Raw genomic sequence first — 14,483 nt, 5'->3', positions numbered from 1 at the left:
TTGCCGCCGTTTTCCGGCACACCGCTGTTTCACGTGAAACAGCGGCCTCACTTGCCGATGCAGAAATCCCGGAAGATCACGTCCAGCAGATCCTCCACATCGACCCGCCCGGTGATACGGCCGAGCGCACGGCTGGCGAGCCTGACATCCTCCGCCGCCAGTTCCGGCAACGGCGCCTCAAGGGCACGGAGCAGCGACTCCCGGCAATCCGCCAGCGCGGCGCGATGGCGGGCGCGGGTGAGGGACGGGGCGCTGCCGATGGCGAGCCGGTCTGCACTGAAGGCGGTCAGCCGCTCTTCCAGTTCCTTCAGTCCGGCCCCGCTGTGGGCGGACACCATGACCGGGGACAGATCCGGGCGCGGCTCGGTCACGGCGGCGAGGTCGATCTTGTTGAAGACCACCACGGTGTCACGGTCGATCAGGGCCAGCGTCGCGGCGTCGAGGGCGGGCAGGGTGGTGGCGTCGAACACAGCGACCTTCACGTCTGCCCGCGCCGCCCGGTCACGGGCACGGCGGATGCCTTCCTCCTCCACCTCGTCGGCGGCGGCATCGCGCAGTCCGGCGGTGTCGGCCAGCACGACCGGGTAGCCGCCAAGGTCGAGATGCACCTCGATGACGTCGCGGGTGGTGCCGGCGCGGGCGGAGACGATGGCGGCATCGCGGCGGGCGAGCGCATTCAGCAGGCTCGACTTGCCGGCGTTCGGCGCGCCGACGATGGCGATGTGCAGCCCCTCGCGCAGCCGCTCGCCGCGCCCGCCGTCGTCGAGATGGACGGCGATCTCGCCTGCCAGGCCAGCCAGCACCGGACGGACCGCGTCGGCGACCCCGCCGGGCAGGTCTTCGTCGGCGAAATCGATGTCGGCCTCGATATGGGCGAGCGCGCGGGTCAGCCGCTCGCGCCAGCCGTCATAGAGCCGGCCGAGCGCGCCCTCCATCTGCCGCAACGCCTGCCGGCGCTGTGCCGTGGTTTCCGCATCGATCAGGTCGGCGACCGCCTCGGCCTCGGTCAGGTCGAGCTTGCCGTTCTCGAAGGCGCGGCGGGTGAACTCGCCGGGTTCGGCCAGCCGCAGGCCAGGCAGATCCCCCAGCGCCTCGATCACTCCGGAGACGACCGCCCGGCCGCCATGCAGATGCAGTTCCACCACATCCTCGCCGGTGAAGCTGGCGGGGCCGGTGAAGCGCAGCACCAGGGCATCGTCCAGCGCGTCGCCGCTGCGGGGATTGCGCAGCTGGGTCAGCACCGCCCGCCGCGGCGGCGGCGGCAGGGGCCGGCCGGTCAGCGCGGCGAGCGCAGATCCGGCCTCCGGCCCTGAAATGCGGACCACCGCCACACCGGAGCGGCCGGGGGCGGTGGCGAGCGCGAAGATGGTCGCGGAGGTGAAGGCGGGCATGATGGCTGGCATCGAAGCGAACATGGACAGCCGGTCAGCCGCGCTGTTCCGGCCGCAGCTCCCGCTGCTCCGGCGTCAGCATCAGCCGTTCGACCCGGCGGCCTTCGACCAGATGGATCTGCAGGATGTCGTCGATGTCGGCGGTGCTGTGATAGGTGTACCAGACTCCTTCCGGATAGATCACCAGGGTCGGGCCCAGTTCGCAGCGGTCGAGGCATCCGGCGGAATTGATCCGCACCTTGCCGTCGAAGCCGAGTTCACGGGCGCGGGCCTTCATGTAGTCGCGCAGCTTCTCCGAACCATGGGTAGCGCAGGATCCGCGCCGGTGCCCATCGGGGCGGCGGTTGGTGCAGCAAAAGACATGGGCTTCGAAATACGGCTTCTGGGCGTTCGATACGGGTTCGGTCACTTTCGTCCTTCCTGGCCCAGGGCGGATGCCATCTGGGACCAAAACATCTTCTGCATCTGCTCCATGCCCTGGATGCCGGCGGGAAGCCAGGTCTTCACCATGGTTTCCGGGTCCATCGCCTGGAGGTTGGCGCGCATCCGGTCCTGGATCTCCTGCATCATGGCATCCTGCATCGGCTTCACGTCGGGCAGGCCCAGGAAATGCCGGGCTTCCTCGGGTGTGCAATCGATGTCGATGGTGATTTTCATGGGACCCCCCCTTATCGAATACAGGGCCGACTGTTGGGCCGTTTTCCAGCCGGATGCCGGCACGGCTTGGGCCCTGTCGATTTTGGGGTTGAGCGCGGCCGCGGCCCATGCCCCACTATACAGATAGGATGCACTGGCGCAACGCCACCCCGGCACCACCTATTGATTTACCGCACGCCATTGCCAGACACTCCAACTGATCGGACATCGCCATGCCGGCCACTCCGTTGGGCGCGAACCTGCTGAGCCGGGAGACCAGCCCCTATCTGCTCCAGCACAAGGACAACCCGGTGCATTGGATGCCGTGGGGACCGGAGGCCTTCGCCCGCGCAAGGGCGGAGAACAAGCCGATGCTGCTGTCGATCGGCTATGCCGCCTGCCACTGGTGCCACGTGATGGCACATGAGAGCTTCGAGAATCCGGAGATCGCCGCGCTGATGAACGAGCTGTTCATCAGCGTCAAGGTCGACCGGGAGGAGCGGCCCGACCTCGACACCATCTACCAGTCGGCGCTCGCGCTGCTGGGACAGCAGGGCGGCTGGCCGCTGACCATGTTCCTGACCCCGGATGCCCAGCCTTTCTGGGGCGGCACCTATTTCCCGCCGGCGCCGCGCTATGGCCGCGCCGGCTTCCCCGACGTGCTGCGCGGCATCGCCGGCACCTATGCCGAGGAACCGGACAAGGTCGCCAAGAATGTCGATGCGCTGAAATCGGCGCTCGCCGGGCTCGGCGAGAACAGGCCGGCGGGTGCGGTCGATGCCGCTGTGCTGGACCAGGTGGCGCAACGGCTGCTGCGCGAGGTCGATCCGATCCATGGCGGCATCGGCAGCGCGCCGAAATTCCCGCAGGTCCCCCTGTTCGAGCTGCTGTGGCGGGCATGGCAGCGCACCGGGCGCGACCCCTTCCGCGAGGCGGTGACCCACACGCTGGCGAACATGGCCCAGGGCGGCATCTACGACCATCTCGGCGGCGGCTTCGCCCGCTACTCGGTCGATGAACGCTGGCTGGTGCCGCATTTCGAGAAGATGCTCTACGACAATGCGGAGTTGCTCGACCTGATGGTCCTGGTCTGGCAGGAGACGCGCGACCCGCTGCTGGAGGTCCGCATCCGCGAGACGGTCGGCTGGCTGCTGCGCGAGATGATCGCCGACGGCGGCGGCTTCGCCGCGACGCTGGATGCCGACAGCGAAGGAGAGGAGGGTCTCTTCTATATCTGGAACGAAGAGGAGGTCGACCGGCTGCTCGGCCCCGTGCTGGGAGCGGACGGGTCGGCCCTGTTCAAACGGGTGTACGAGGTGCTGCCCCAAGGCAATTGGGAAGGCGCCACCATCCTGAACCGGCTGGGCAGCCTGCCGCTGGCCGACGACGCGACCGAAGCGACGCTCGCCCGGGGACGGGAAGCTCTGCTGCGGGTGCGGGCCAAACGGGTGCGGCCGGGTTGGGATGACAAGGTGCTGGCCGACTGGAACGGCCTGATGATCGCGGCGCTGACCCATGCCGCCCTGGTGATGGACGAGCCGGAATGGCAGGACGCCGCCGGCCGCGCCTTCGCCTTCGTCCGCGACAGGATGGATGTGCAGGGCCGGCTCTGCCACAGCTGGCGGCACGGCCAGGGCAAGCATTCCGGCATGCTCGACGATTACGCCCAGATGGCGCGCGCCGCGCTCGCCCTGCACGAGGCGACCGGGGATCCGGCGGCGCTCGACCAGGCGAAGCTCTGGGTCGCCACGCTCGACGCCCATTTCTGGGACGGCGCCAATGGCGGCTATTTCTTCACCGCCGACGATGCCGAGGGGCTGATCGTCCGCACCAAGAGCGCCTACGACAACGCCACTCCCAGCGGCAACGGCACCATGCTGGCGGTGCTGACCATCTTGTTCCAGCGCACCGGCGAGGATGCCTACCGGGATCGGGCCGAGGCGCTCGCCGCCGCCTTCTCCGGCGAACTGGCGCGCAACTTCTTCCCGCTGCCGACCTTCCTGAACGCCGTGGAGCTGATGCAGGCCCCCCTGCAGATCGTCATCGTCGGTCCGCCGAAGACGGCCGAGACGGAGGCGCTGCGCCGTACCGTGCTCGACCGCTCGCTGCCCAACCGCATCCTGACACTGCTGGCGCCGGGGCCGGATCCGCAGCCGGATCTGCCGGCAAGCCACCCCGCGCACGGCAAGGGGATGCGCGACGGGAAGGCCACCGCCTATGTCTGCCGCGGCACGGCCTGCTCGGCCCCGGTGACGGAGCCGGCGGATCTGGCGGCCCTGCTGTCATCGAAAACCTGAAATCCGGGGAGGACATCATGGCACGCCTGACCATCGACAGCCCGCTCGGGCCCCTGATGCTGACCGGCGATGGAACCGCTCTGACCGAAGTCGGCTGGGGTCGCTTCGACCATGACGACCCGGATCCGGTCCTGGACGAAGCGGCCCGGCAGCTGGCGGCCTATTTCGCCGGCCGGCTCCACCGCTTCGATCTGCCGCTGAAGCCGGCCGGCACACCCTTCCGCCGCAGCGTGTGGGATGCGATGCTGGCGATCCCCTATGGCGGCACCGCGACCTATGGCGGGATGGCGAAGATGCTGGGCAGCGCCCCGCGCGCGGTCGGCGGAGCCTGCGGCGCCAACCCGATCCCCATCGTCATCCCCTGTCATCGGGTGCTGGCCAGCGGCGGGGCGCCCGGCGGCTATTCCGGCCATGGCGGGCTCGACACCAAGGCGTGGCTGCTGGCGCTCGAACGCCGGCATGCCGCCATCGGGCAGGGCAACGCTGCGGCGGCCGAACAGTTCGCCCTGCTCTGACCCGATACCCAAGCAAGAAGGAAACGACACCATCATGGTTCACGCGATCCGCATCCATGAGCACGGCGGGCCGGAGGTTCTGCGCTGGGACGAAATCGAGGTCGGCGAGCCCGGCTCCGGCCAGGTGCGCATCCGCCAGACCGCCGTCGGGCTGAACTACATCGACACCTACCACCGGTCGGGCGCCTACAGGCTGCCGAACCTGCCGGCGGTGATCGGCATGGCCGGCACCGGCGTGGTCGAGGCGCTGGGGCCGGACATCACCACGCTGAAGGTCGGCGACCGCGTCGGCTACGCCATGTCGATCGGCGCCTATGCCGAAAGCCGCCTGATCCCCGCCGATCGGCTGGTGCCGCTGCCGAGCTGGCTCGACGAGCAGGCGACGGCGGCCACGCTGCTGCAAGGGCTGACCGCGCAGTATCTGCTGCGCAGCACCTACGCGGTCCAGCCCGGCGACACCATCCTGATCCAGGCCGCGGCCGGCGGGGTGGGGCTGCTGCTGTGCTCCTGGGCGCGGCATCTCGGCGCCACCGTCATCGGCACCGTCGGGTCGGCGGAAAAGGCCGAGCTGGCCAAGGCCCATGGCTGCCACCACACCATCGACTATACCCGCGAGAGCTTCGTGACCCGGGTGAAGGACCTGACGGACGGGCAGGGCGTGCCGGTGGTCTATGACGGAGTCGGCAAGACGACCTTCCTCGACGGGCTGGACTGCCTGCGCCCGCGCGGACTGATGGTGCTGTTCGGTGCAGCGTCGGGCGCTCCGGCACCGCTGGATCTGGGGCTGCTGGCGGCGAAGGGCTCGCTCTACGTGACCCGGCCGACGCTGGCGACCTACACCGCCAAGCGCGAGGATCTGATGGCCTCGGCCGCGGATCTGTTCGACGCGGTGAGGAATGGCGGGGTGACCTTCACCGTCAACCAGCGCTTTGCGCTGAAGGACACGGCCGACGCACATCGGGCACTGGAATCGCGCGCGACGACCGGGTCGACGGTGCTGGTGCCGTAGGACCGCCAGCTGACCATTGCCCTCTCCCGCTTTGGCGGGAGAGGGTCAGGGAGGAGGCAATGGACGCTGCCTACTCCACCGTCCAGAGTGGGTTCTTCATTTTCTTCAGCATCTCCGCATGGGCGGCCGCCTCCTCCTCGCTGATGGCGAAGACGCGGGCCTCGCGGAAGGGGCGGTCGATGCGGAGCGGGCCGCCGGATCCGCCTTTCGCCACCGGGCCGCCGGCAAAGGCAAGGCCGGTCTGCCGGCCGCCCAGCAGCTCCAGATAGACTTCCGCCAGCAGCTGGGCATCGAGCAGCGCGCCGTGCAGGGTGCGGTTGGAGTTGTCGACCCCGAAGCGTTTGCACAGCGCGTCGAGCGTGGCGGGCGAGCCGGGGAATTTCTGGCGGGCCATCAGCAGCGTGTCGATGGCGCGCTCCTTCGGCATCGTCGGGTAGCCTGCGATCTTCAGTTCCCAGTTCAGGAACTTCATGTCGAAGGCGGCGTTGTGGATCACCAGCGGCGCGTCGCCGATGAAGGCGACGAAGTTAGCGGCGACATCATTGAACAGCGGCTTGTCAGACAGGAACTCGGCGCTCAGCCCATGGACGGCGAACGCCTCGGCCGGCATGTCGCGCTCGGGGTTGATATAGACGTGGAAGCGCTCCCCGGTGGCGATGTGGTTGACCAGCTCGATACAGCCGATCTCGACCAGCCGGTCGCCTTCCTCCGGCTTGAAGCCCGTGGTTTCGGTGTCGAGAACGATTTCACGCATGATGGTCCTGTCCCACTTGCCCCGGTTGATAGCCGCGCGGCGGCCAATGACGTCCTTTGCGCCGCCCCTTACGTCGTGCCACGTCGCGCACAATGCCCTGCAGCGCCCGCCGCGTCATCAGCCGACCGCCGCCAGTCGGTACGACATAGTCGGCACGCCGGCGCTTTTCCACATCCGGCATTTGCCGCGCCAGGATGCCGGCGAACTTCTCTGCCGTCATGCCAGGGCGGGCGAGCACGCGGGCCCGCTGGACGGCGAGCGGAGCCGAGACGACCACCGTCGCATCGACCCGCCGCTCCCCACGGGTTTCGAACAGCAGCGGAATGTCGAGCACCGCGATCCGGGCGCCGCGCCGCGCGGCTCGCGCCAGGAAATCGCGCTGCGCCGCCTGCACCATCGGATGCAGGATCGCTTCCAGCCGCTTGAGCGCCCCCGGATCGCGGAACACCGCCGCACCCAATGCCGGTCGGCTGACCGCTCCGTCGATCACCACCCCGGGGAAGGCCGCACCGATGGCCGGGACGGCGCGGCCGCCACGACCGAGCAACCCATGCACCACCGCATCGGAATCGCAGACCGGTGCGCCCATCGCCTTCAGCATGCGGGCGGCGGTGCTCTTGCCCATGCCGATGGAGCCGGTCAGGCCCAGCACGATCATGCCCGGCCTCAGCCTTCCACGAGGGAGGGGGCCAGGACGAAACGGGCCAGATCCGCCGTCACCTCGGGCTCGACGCCGTACCAGGCCTTGAAGCCGGGACGCGCCTGATGCAGCAGCATGCCGAGGCCACCGGCCACCGGATTGCCGCGCAGCCTCGCCTCGACCAGCAGCGGGGTCTCCAGCGGCACATAGACGATGTCGTTGACCAGCGCCGTCGCGGGCAGGGCGCGCAGGGGCAGGTCGAGCGCCGGCTGTCCGGCCATGCCCTGGGTCGTCGTGTTGACCAGAAGCGCCGCCCCGTCGAGCGCTGTTTCACGTGAAACCCACTCCACCACCGTCACCGTTCCCGCCAAGCCGGCAGCGGCCAGATCCGCCGCCAGCTCCTCCGCACGGGCGCGGGTGCGGTTGACCAGCCGGACCTCCGGCGCGCCGGCATCGAGCAGGGCGACGACCACGGCACGGGCGGCACCGCCGGCACCGATCACCACCGCCGGTCCCAGATCCGCCGTCCAGTCCGGCCGCTCGGCCCGCAGATTCTCGATGAAGCCGAAACCGTCCGTGTTGCCACCTTCCAAGGCGCCGTCGTCGGCGACGACGATGGTGTTGACCGCCCCCATGCGCCGGGCAGTGTCATCCAGCCGGTCGACGGTACGGAAGGCGATCTCCTTCAACGGCACCGTGACGTTGCAGCCGCGCAATCCAAGCGCGGGCAGGGCGCGGATCGCCTGCTCGGCCCGTTCCGGCGCCACCGCCAGCGGGACATAGGCGCCGTCGATGCCATAGTGACGCAGCCACCAGCCATGCAGCCGGGGCGAACGCGAATGGCCGATCGGCCAGCCCATCACCCCGGCGACCTTCGCCTTGCCACTGATAGAATGGAATGCCGTCATTCCTTGCCCACTCCATGCACGCGCAGGAATCCGAGCAGCGGCAGCAGCGGCAGCCCGAGGATTGTGAAGAAGTCACCCTCGACCCGGTGGAACAGCTGTGCCCCCAGCCCTTCGAGCTGATAGGCGCCGACCGAGTGCAGCACGCCCTCGCCGGCACGGTCCAGATAGTCGTCGAGGAAGGCCTCGGAGAAATTGCGCATCGTCAGCCGCGCACTGTCGGTCTTGTGCCACATCCGCTCGCCGTCTCGCACCACCACCGCACAGCTGACCAGCCGGTGGGTCCGGCCGCGCAGGGCCAGCAGCTGGTCGCGCGCCGCGTCCCGGCCGGCCGGCTTGTCGAACCAGCGGCCCTCGCACTCCAGCATCTGGTCGGCCCCGATCACCAGCGCGCCGGGATGACGGCGGGCGATGCGCTGGGCCTTCAGCTCGGCCAGGGCTTCGGCGACGATGTCGGCCGACACCCCCTCGACGCGGCCGGCCTCCTTGACCTCCTCCTCGTCGACCAGCGGCTTGTCGAGGACGGCGTTCAGCCCGGCCTGCTCCAGCATCGCCGCCCGCGTGCGCGAACCGGACGCCAGGACGAGCGTCGGCACCGCGCTCACGTCTTCTTTCCTTCCGGGCTGAAGCTGCCGCTCTGGCGGCGGGCCAGCAACATCATGATCTCGGCCGCCGTCTCCTCGATGGAGCGTCGGGAAACGTCGATCACCGGCCAGCCGCGCCGGCTGAACAGCCGCCGCGCCTCCTGCACCTCCGACCGCACCAGCTCCGGATCGGCATAGCTGGAGCCCTCGCCCTGGTTCAGAAGCTTCAGCCGGTTGCGGCGGATCTGCACCAGCCGGTCGGGGTCCTTGGTCAGCCCGACGATCAGCGGCCGGGTCAGCAGATCGACCTCCGCCGGCAGCGGGCTGCCGGGCACCAGCGGGATGTTGGCCGCCTTGATGCCGCGGTTGGCCAGATAGATGCAGGTCGGCGTCTTCGAACTGCGCGACACGCCGATCAGCACCACGTCGGCCTCGTGCAGGTCCCAGTTCGACTGCCCGTCGTCATGCGACAGGGCGAAATCGACGGCATCGATACGGCTGAAATATTCGGCGTCCAGCACATGCTGGCGGCCGGGCTGGCGCTGGGATTCGACGCCGAGGAAGGCGGCGAGCGCGTTGATCAGCGGATCGAGCACGGGGATGCAGGGCACCTGCATCTCACGGCAGAAATCCTGCAGCCGGCGGCGCAGCGTCTCGTCCACCAGGGTGAACATCACCAGGCCATGGTTGTCCCGGATCCCCTCCAGCACGAGGTCGAGCTGGCGGTCGGTCCTCACCAGATTCCAGAAATGTTCGATCGGCCGCACGTCGTCGAACTGGATGACGCAGGCGCGCGCCACGCTGTTGATGGTCTCGCCCGTCGCATCGGACACGAGATGTAGGTGGAACTCTTTCATCCGTCCCCAACATTCTGTGGAGAACCCGGTCCAGATCTGTGGACAACCGGATCCGCCTGCGTTTCATCCCGGCTGGGGGACTCCTCCTCCCCGGTACGGCCAAGCGGAGAACAACTCCGCCGACCGCTTCGGAAGCTGGGAAGATCCGGCCCCGTCCGCCTTGTTATCCACGGGACTCCCGTCGGTCCAGCTATAGCATTTCCGCCGTTTCCGGGGGTAGTGCTCCGAATCGTCCACAGATCCGCACACATGCAGGCACAAGCCCCCGGATCTGTGGATAGATTCGATTGCCATGGGGATCACCGTTATCCACAGCCATCCACTACCTCCTCTTCCTTTCTCCAATTAAAAAATATAGTGAAGAAGAGGGGATAAACCCTGTCCCGATTCCGGACCCGAACAGGGTTGGAATCGCGGGATTCGAAATCGCATTCAGGGGAACGCATCGTCTTGACCGCTTCCAGCTCCGCCGTCCAGAATCCGCCCCGCAAGCCGATGCTCGCCGCTTTGGCGGGAGAGGTGCGGTCGCGCCCGCCCTTCTGGCTGATGCGTCAGGCCGGACGCTACCTGCCGGAGTACCGGGAGCTGCGGGCGAAGGCGGGCAGCTTCCTCGACCTCTGCTACAATCCCGACTTCGCGGTCGAGGTGACCCTGCAGCCGCTGCGCCGCTATGGCATGGACGCGGCGATCCTGTTCTCCGACATCCTGGTGGTGCCGCACGCGCTGGGCCAGCCCTTGGCCTATCTGGAAGGGGAGGGGCCGAAGCTGGATCCGGTCCGCAATGTCGAGGATCTCAAGCGCCTGTCCCGCGACCGCTTCCATGAGACGTTGGCCCCGGTCTACGAGACGGTGCGTCGGCTCTCCACCGCGATTCCGGAGCAGACGACGCTGATCGGCTTTGCAGGGGCTCCCTGGACCATCGCCTGCTACATGGTCGAAGGGGCCGGGTCCAAGGAGTATGCGCATGTCAAGCGCTGGGCCTATGGCGATCCCCTGGGCTTCGCCCGGCTGATCGACCTGATCGTCGAGGTGACCGCCGAGTATCTCTGCCGGCAGATCGAGGCAGGGGCCGAGACCGTACAGCTGTTCGACAGCTGGGCCGGCGTGCTGCCGATCGGCGAGTTCCGGCGCTGGGTGATCGAGCCGACGCGGCGGATCGTCGCACTGGTCAAGGCGAAGCATCCGGAGACACCGATCATCGGCTTCCCGCGCGGTGCCGGCCATGCCTATGAGGATTACGTCGCCGACGCCGGGGTGGACGCCGTCGGCCTCGACACCACCGTCTCGCCGCTCTGGGCGGCCCGTACGCTGCAGCCCCGCCTGCCGGTGCAGGGCAACCTCGATCCGATCATGCTGGCCACCGGCGGCAAGGCCCTGGCCAATGCGGCCAGCGGCATCCTGGAGGCGTTGGCCGACCGGCCCTTCGTGTTCAACCTGGGCCATGGCGTCATTCAGTCGACGCCGCCCGACCATGTGGCCGAGCTGAGCCGGCTGCTGCGGGAATGGCCGAACCGCGGCTGACGGCTTTGCCCACAATGTCGGCCGGCGGCTGAAAAGCGACGGCGGGGGGCTGGACAGCGGGCCGGTGACGCTCCAGTTTAGCGGGCACCATGACCCAGCTCCCCCCCCAGCCTTCCGCCGCTGCCGCCATCGCCGACCGGCCGCGGCGCGTGGCCGTCGTGCTGTTCAACCTCGGCGGCCCCGACGCGCCCGAAGCGGTGCGGCCCTTCCTGTTCAACCTGTTCAACGATCCGGCCATCATCCGGCTGCCGAACCCGTTCCGTTTCCTGATCGCCAGCCTGATCAGCGGACGGCGGGCGAAGCCGGCGGCGGCGATCTACGCCCAGATCGGCGGCAAGTCGCCGCTGCTGGAGAACACGGAAGCGCAGGCGGCAGCCCTGGAGGCGGCCCTGGAGACATCGTCGGCGGCGGATCTGGCGCCAGATCCGGCAGCGGATCCGGCGGCCGGCGGGACAGACGCCAAGGTCTTCGTCGCCATGCGCTACTGGCACCCGATGAGCGCCGAGACGGCTGCCCGGGTGAAGGCGTACGACCCGGATCTGGTCGTGCTGCTGCCGCTCTACCCGCAATTCTCCACCACCACGACGGCCTCCAGCGCCAAGGCGTGGGCCGAGGCGGCGCAGACCGTCGGATTGACGGCGCCGACCCGGCTGCTCTGCTGCTACCCGACCCAGGCCGGCTTCATCGATGCGACGGCGGATCTGATCCGTCCGCTGTACGAGGCCGCTAAGGCCCATGGTACCCCGCGCGTCCTGTTCTCCGCCCACGGGCTGCCGAAAAAGGTGGTGGCCTCCGGCGACCCCTATCAGTGGCAGTGCGAGCGGACGGCTGAATCGATCGCCGCGGCACTGGACATCGACCATCTCGATTGGATCAACTGCTACCAGAGCCGCGTCGGCCCGATGGAGTGGATCGGCCCCAGCACCGACGCCGAGATCCGCCGGGCCGGGCAGGACGGCGTGCCGATCCTGGTGGTGCCGATGGCCTTCGTCTCCGAACATTCCGAGACGCTGGTGGAGATCGAGATCGAATACCGCCACCTCGCCAAGGAGGCGGGGGTGCCCCATTTCACCCGTGTACCGACGGTCGGGGTGCATCCCGGCTTCATCGACGGGCTGGCCCGGCTGGTGCGGCAGACCGTCGCGGGCAAGGCGGCGATCTGCGCCCATAACGGCGACCGGATCTGCCCGTCCGGCGTCTCCGGCTGCCCGCAGGCGCGGCGCTGAACCGAAACGAAAGAGGGGACACGGCCGGTGCTGTATCTGTGGATCAAGGCCTTGCACGTCATCAGCATCATCGCCTGGATGGCGGGGCTGCTCTACCTGCCGCGGCTGTTCGTCTACCATTGCGAGGCGCCGGCCGGATCCGACGCCTCCGAACGCTTCAAGGTGATGGAACGCCGGCTGCTGCGCGCCATCATGAACCCGGCGATGATCGCGGCGTACGTGTTCGGAATCTCGATGATCGTCATCGACCCGCTGCTGTTCAAGCAGGGTGGCTGGCTGCATGCCAAGCTGCTGTTCGTGCTGCTGCTGACCGCCAGCCACATGATGATGGCCCGCTGGCGCCGCGACTTCGCCGAGGACCGCAACAGCCGGCCGCAGCGCTTCTACCGCATCGCCAACGAGGTGCCGACGCTGCTGATGATCGGCATCGTGATCTTCGTGATCGTGAAGCCCTTCTGACCGGGCCCTTCCACGCCTCGAAAAAGCGGAATCAGCGGGCTTTGCAGGTTCCGCTTTCGTTTGACTTGACCGTACCGATCCGATAACGATGTCAAGACCACGGGGTTTTCGCCCCGTGGCCTCCCACGCCCACATCTGCCGATCCGACGCTCTGTTCTTGAGCCGGGCCTGGTGGCTGGCGATCCGCTTCCGTGCGACCATTTTCCGGACGCCTCGGGACACGATCGTCCAAGCGCCACCCGCTGCCCACCCGACGCGACCGCGTTGCGGCCTCCGCCGCCCCCAACCGCCGTCGGCCGGGATTCCAGGCACCCCCCATCCCCAAGGCCACTCCCCCGCATGACGATTTCACAGGCAATCCGATGCATCTCCAAGAGCTGAAGTGCAAAAGCCCCGCAGAACTGCTGGCGTTCGCGGAGGAGCTGCAGATCGAGAACGCGAGCACGCTGCGCAAGCAGGACATGATGTTCGCGATCCTCAAGCAGCTGGCCGAGAACGACATTCCGATCTTCGGCGACGGCGTGCTGGAGGTGCTGCAGGACGGGTTCGGCTTCCTGCGTTCGCCGGAGTCCAATTACCTGCCGGGTCCCGACGACATCTATGTCAGCCCGAGCCAGGTGCGCCGCTTCGGCCTGCGCACCGGCGACACGGTGGAAGGGCAGATCCGCTCGCCCAAGGAGGGTGAACGCTACTTCGCCCTGCTGAAGGTCAACACGATCAACTTCGACTCGCCCGACAAGGTCCGTCACCGTATCAACTTCGACAACCTGACGCCGCTCTATCCGGAGGAGCGCATCCGGATGGAGGTCGAGGATCCGACCAAGAAGAACCTGACCGGCCGCATCGTCGACCTGGTGGCGCCGCTGGGCAAGGGGCAGCGCGGGCTGATCGTGGCACCGCCGCGCACCGGCAAGACGGTGATGCTGCAGAACATCGCCCACTCCGTCGCCACCAACCATCCCGAAGCCTATCTGATCGTCCTCCTCATCGACGAGCGTCCGGAAGAAGTGACGGACATGGCCCGCTCGGTCCGCGGCGAGGTCATCAGCTCCACCTTCGACGAGCCGGCGACCCGCCACGTCCAGGTCGCCGAGATGGTGATCGAGAAGGCCAAGCGGCTGGTCGAGCACAAGCGCGACGTGGTGATCCTGCTGGACAGCATCACCCGCTTGGCCCGCGCCTACAACACGGTCGTTCCGTCGTCGGGCAAGGTGCTGACCGGCGGCGTCGACGCCAACGCGCTGCAGCGGCCCAAGCGCTTCTTCGGCGCGGCGCGCAACGTGGAGGAGGGCGGTTCGCTCACCATCATCGCGACCGCGCTGATCGACACCGGCAGCCGCATGGACGAGGTGATCTTCGAAGAGTTCAAGGGTACCGGCAACTCGGAGATCGTGCTGGACCGCAAGCTCTCCGACAAGCGCACCTTCCCGGCCATCGACATCTCCAAGTCGGGCACCCGCAAGGAGGAGCTGCTGGTCGACAAGGGCACCATGTCGAAGATGTGGATCCTGCGCCGTATCCTGATGCCGATGGGCGTGACCGATGCGGTCGACTTCCTGGTCGACAAGCTGAAGCACACCAAGTCGAACAACGAGTTCTTCGAAAGCATGAACCAGTAGGGCCGGATCCGGCCCGGGGCAAGCCTGGATCCTGCCGGATCCGGGCCTTCCGGGCAGGGTGTTCGTGCAT

Annotated in this window: 15 protein-coding genes; 7 read left to right on the top strand and 8 right to left on the bottom strand. The window is 68.1% G+C overall.

What is annotated here, in order from left to right; translation table 11 throughout:
• Positions 1-47: 47 nt before the first annotated feature.
• Genes mnmE through ABMY26_RS14005 form a run of 3 tightly spaced genes read right to left on the bottom strand, consistent with a single transcriptional unit; the run spans position 48 to position 2,048 of the window.
• Positions 48-1,403 (bottom strand): tRNA uridine-5-carboxymethylaminomethyl(34) synthesis GTPase MnmE, encoded by a 1,356-nt coding sequence (mnmE, locus tag ABMY26_RS14015; RefSeq protein WP_372397881.1) that lies wholly within the window; start codon positions 1,401-1,403, stop codon positions 48-50.
• Positions 1,404-1,425: 22 nt separating this feature from the next.
• Positions 1,426-1,800: a ferredoxin gene (locus ABMY26_RS14010; protein WP_372397880.1), complete on the bottom strand. Its 375-nt coding sequence runs from the start codon at positions 1,798-1,800 to the stop codon at positions 1,426-1,428.
• Complete coding sequence (locus ABMY26_RS14005) at positions 1,797-2,048, bottom strand: DUF6489 family protein (protein WP_045581339.1); 252 nt, start codon at positions 2,046-2,048, stop codon at positions 1,797-1,799. The genes ABMY26_RS14010 and ABMY26_RS14005 overlap by 4 nt, the downstream gene beginning before the upstream one ends.
• Before the next feature lie 212 nt (positions 2,049-2,260).
• Here ABMY26_RS14005 and ABMY26_RS14000 point away from each other — a divergent pair, with 212 nt between their 5' ends.
• From ABMY26_RS14000 to ABMY26_RS13990, 3 genes are read left to right on the top strand one after another with little or no spacing between them, the layout of a single operon-like run.
• Complete coding sequence (locus ABMY26_RS14000) at positions 2,261-4,324, top strand: thioredoxin domain-containing protein (protein ID WP_372397879.1); 2,064 nt, start codon at positions 2,261-2,263, stop codon at positions 4,322-4,324.
• Positions 4,325-4,341: 17 nt separating this feature from the next.
• Complete coding sequence (locus ABMY26_RS13995) at positions 4,342-4,839, top strand: methylated-DNA--[protein]-cysteine S-methyltransferase (protein ID WP_372397878.1); 498 nt, start codon at positions 4,342-4,344, stop codon at positions 4,837-4,839.
• Positions 4,840-4,873: 34 nt separating this feature from the next.
• Complete coding sequence (locus ABMY26_RS13990; protein WP_372397877.1) at positions 4,874-5,848, top strand: quinone oxidoreductase; 975 nt, start codon at positions 4,874-4,876, stop codon at positions 5,846-5,848.
• Positions 5,849-5,918: 70 nt separating this feature from the next.
• Here the strand turns inward: ABMY26_RS13990 and dnaQ are convergent, their stop codons facing one another.
• Genes dnaQ through ABMY26_RS13965 form a run of 5 tightly spaced genes read right to left on the bottom strand, consistent with a single transcriptional unit; the run spans position 5,919 to position 9,588 of the window.
• Entirely contained in the window at positions 5,919-6,602 is a 684-nt protein-coding gene (gene dnaQ / locus ABMY26_RS13985) for a DNA polymerase III subunit epsilon (protein ID WP_372397876.1), read from the bottom strand.
• The gene (coaE, locus tag ABMY26_RS13980) at positions 6,595-7,260 is read right to left on the bottom strand and encodes a dephospho-CoA kinase (RefSeq protein ID WP_372397875.1); all 666 of its coding nucleotides are present in this window, start codon (positions 7,258-7,260) and stop codon (positions 6,595-6,597) included. Before coaE ends, dnaQ begins: the two co-directional genes overlap by 8 nt.
• A gap of 8 nt (positions 7,261-7,268) precedes the next feature.
• Positions 7,269-8,150, bottom strand: a complete 882-nt coding sequence (locus ABMY26_RS13975) for a shikimate dehydrogenase (protein WP_372397874.1) — start codon at positions 8,148-8,150, stop codon at positions 7,269-7,271.
• Entirely contained in the window at positions 8,147-8,698 is a 552-nt protein-coding gene (locus ABMY26_RS13970; protein ID WP_372399013.1) for a nucleoside triphosphate pyrophosphatase, read from the bottom strand. The genes ABMY26_RS13975 and ABMY26_RS13970 overlap by 4 nt, the downstream gene beginning before the upstream one ends.
• Before the next feature lie 50 nt (positions 8,699-8,748).
• The gene (locus ABMY26_RS13965) at positions 8,749-9,588 is read right to left on the bottom strand and encodes a pyruvate, water dikinase regulatory protein (RefSeq protein ID WP_045581331.1); all 840 of its coding nucleotides are present in this window, start codon (positions 9,586-9,588) and stop codon (positions 8,749-8,751) included.
• A gap of 495 nt (positions 9,589-10,083) precedes the next feature.
• Here ABMY26_RS13965 and hemE point away from each other — a divergent pair, with 495 nt between their 5' ends.
• From hemE to rho, 4 genes are all read left to right on the top strand, one after another.
• Positions 10,084-11,109 carry a uroporphyrinogen decarboxylase gene (hemE, locus tag ABMY26_RS13960; RefSeq protein WP_372399012.1) on the top strand — a complete coding sequence of 342 codons (1,026 nt, stop codon included), beginning with the start codon at positions 10,084-10,086 and terminating at the stop codon, positions 11,107-11,109.
• Positions 11,110-11,198: 89 nt separating this feature from the next.
• A complete protein-coding gene (gene hemH / locus ABMY26_RS13955; protein WP_372397873.1) occupies positions 11,199-12,335 on the top strand; it encodes a ferrochelatase in 1,137 nt (378 codons plus the stop codon).
• 27 nt (positions 12,336-12,362) lie between these two features.
• Entirely contained in the window at positions 12,363-12,794 is a 432-nt protein-coding gene (hemJ, locus tag ABMY26_RS13950; protein WP_372397872.1) for a protoporphyrinogen oxidase HemJ, read from the top strand.
• Positions 12,795-13,156: 362 nt separating this feature from the next.
• Positions 13,157-14,413, top strand: coding sequence for a transcription termination factor Rho (gene rho, locus ABMY26_RS13945; protein WP_045581329.1), 1,257 nt, complete (start codon positions 13,157-13,159; stop codon positions 14,411-14,413).
• Positions 14,414-14,483 lie beyond the last annotated feature (70 nt).

Source organism: Azospirillum sp. HJ39 (assembly GCF_041507355.1).
Classification (GTDB): Bacteria; Pseudomonadota; Alphaproteobacteria; order Azospirillales; family Azospirillaceae; genus Azospirillum; species Azospirillum thiophilum.
The sequence above is the reverse complement of the archived record's forward strand: the minus strand, read 5'-3'. Positions and strand labels throughout refer to the sequence as shown.

Bases quoted from the DNA above. Each gene is read 5' to 3' on its own strand.
- mnmE (WP_372397881.1), bottom strand. From the start codon at position 1,403: ATGCCAGCCATCATGCCCGCCTTCACCTCCGCGACCATCTTCGCGCTC.
- ABMY26_RS14005 (WP_045581339.1), bottom strand. From the start codon at position 2,048: ATGAAAATCACCATCGACATCGATTGCACACCCGAGGAAGCCCGGCAT.
- ABMY26_RS14000 (WP_372397879.1), top strand. From the start codon at position 2,261: ATGCCGGCCACTCCGTTGGGCGCGAACCTGCTGAGCCGGGAGACCAGC.
- ABMY26_RS13995 (WP_372397878.1), top strand. From the start codon at position 4,342: ATGGCACGCCTGACCATCGACAGCCCGCTCGGGCCCCTGATGCTGACC.
- ABMY26_RS13990 (WP_372397877.1), top strand. From the start codon at position 4,874: ATGGTTCACGCGATCCGCATCCATGAGCACGGCGGGCCGGAGGTTCTG.
- dnaQ (WP_372397876.1), bottom strand. From the start codon at position 6,602: ATGCGTGAAATCGTTCTCGACACCGAAACCACGGGCTTCAAGCCGGAG.
- coaE (WP_372397875.1), bottom strand. From the start codon at position 7,260: ATGATCGTGCTGGGCCTGACCGGCTCCATCGGCATGGGCAAGAGCACC.
- ABMY26_RS13975 (WP_372397874.1), bottom strand. From the start codon at position 8,150: ATGACGGCATTCCATTCTATCAGTGGCAAGGCGAAGGTCGCCGGGGTG.
- ABMY26_RS13970 (WP_372399013.1), bottom strand. From the start codon at position 8,698: ATGCTGGAGCAGGCCGGGCTGAACGCCGTCCTCGACAAGCCGCTGGTC.
- ABMY26_RS13965 (WP_045581331.1), bottom strand. From the start codon at position 9,588: ATGAAAGAGTTCCACCTACATCTCGTGTCCGATGCGACGGGCGAGACC.
- hemE (WP_372399012.1), top strand. From the start codon at position 10,084: ATGCTCGCCGCTTTGGCGGGAGAGGTGCGGTCGCGCCCGCCCTTCTGG.
- hemH (WP_372397873.1), top strand. From the start codon at position 11,199: ATGACCCAGCTCCCCCCCCAGCCTTCCGCCGCTGCCGCCATCGCCGAC.
- rho (WP_045581329.1), top strand. From the start codon at position 13,157: ATGCATCTCCAAGAGCTGAAGTGCAAAAGCCCCGCAGAACTGCTGGCG.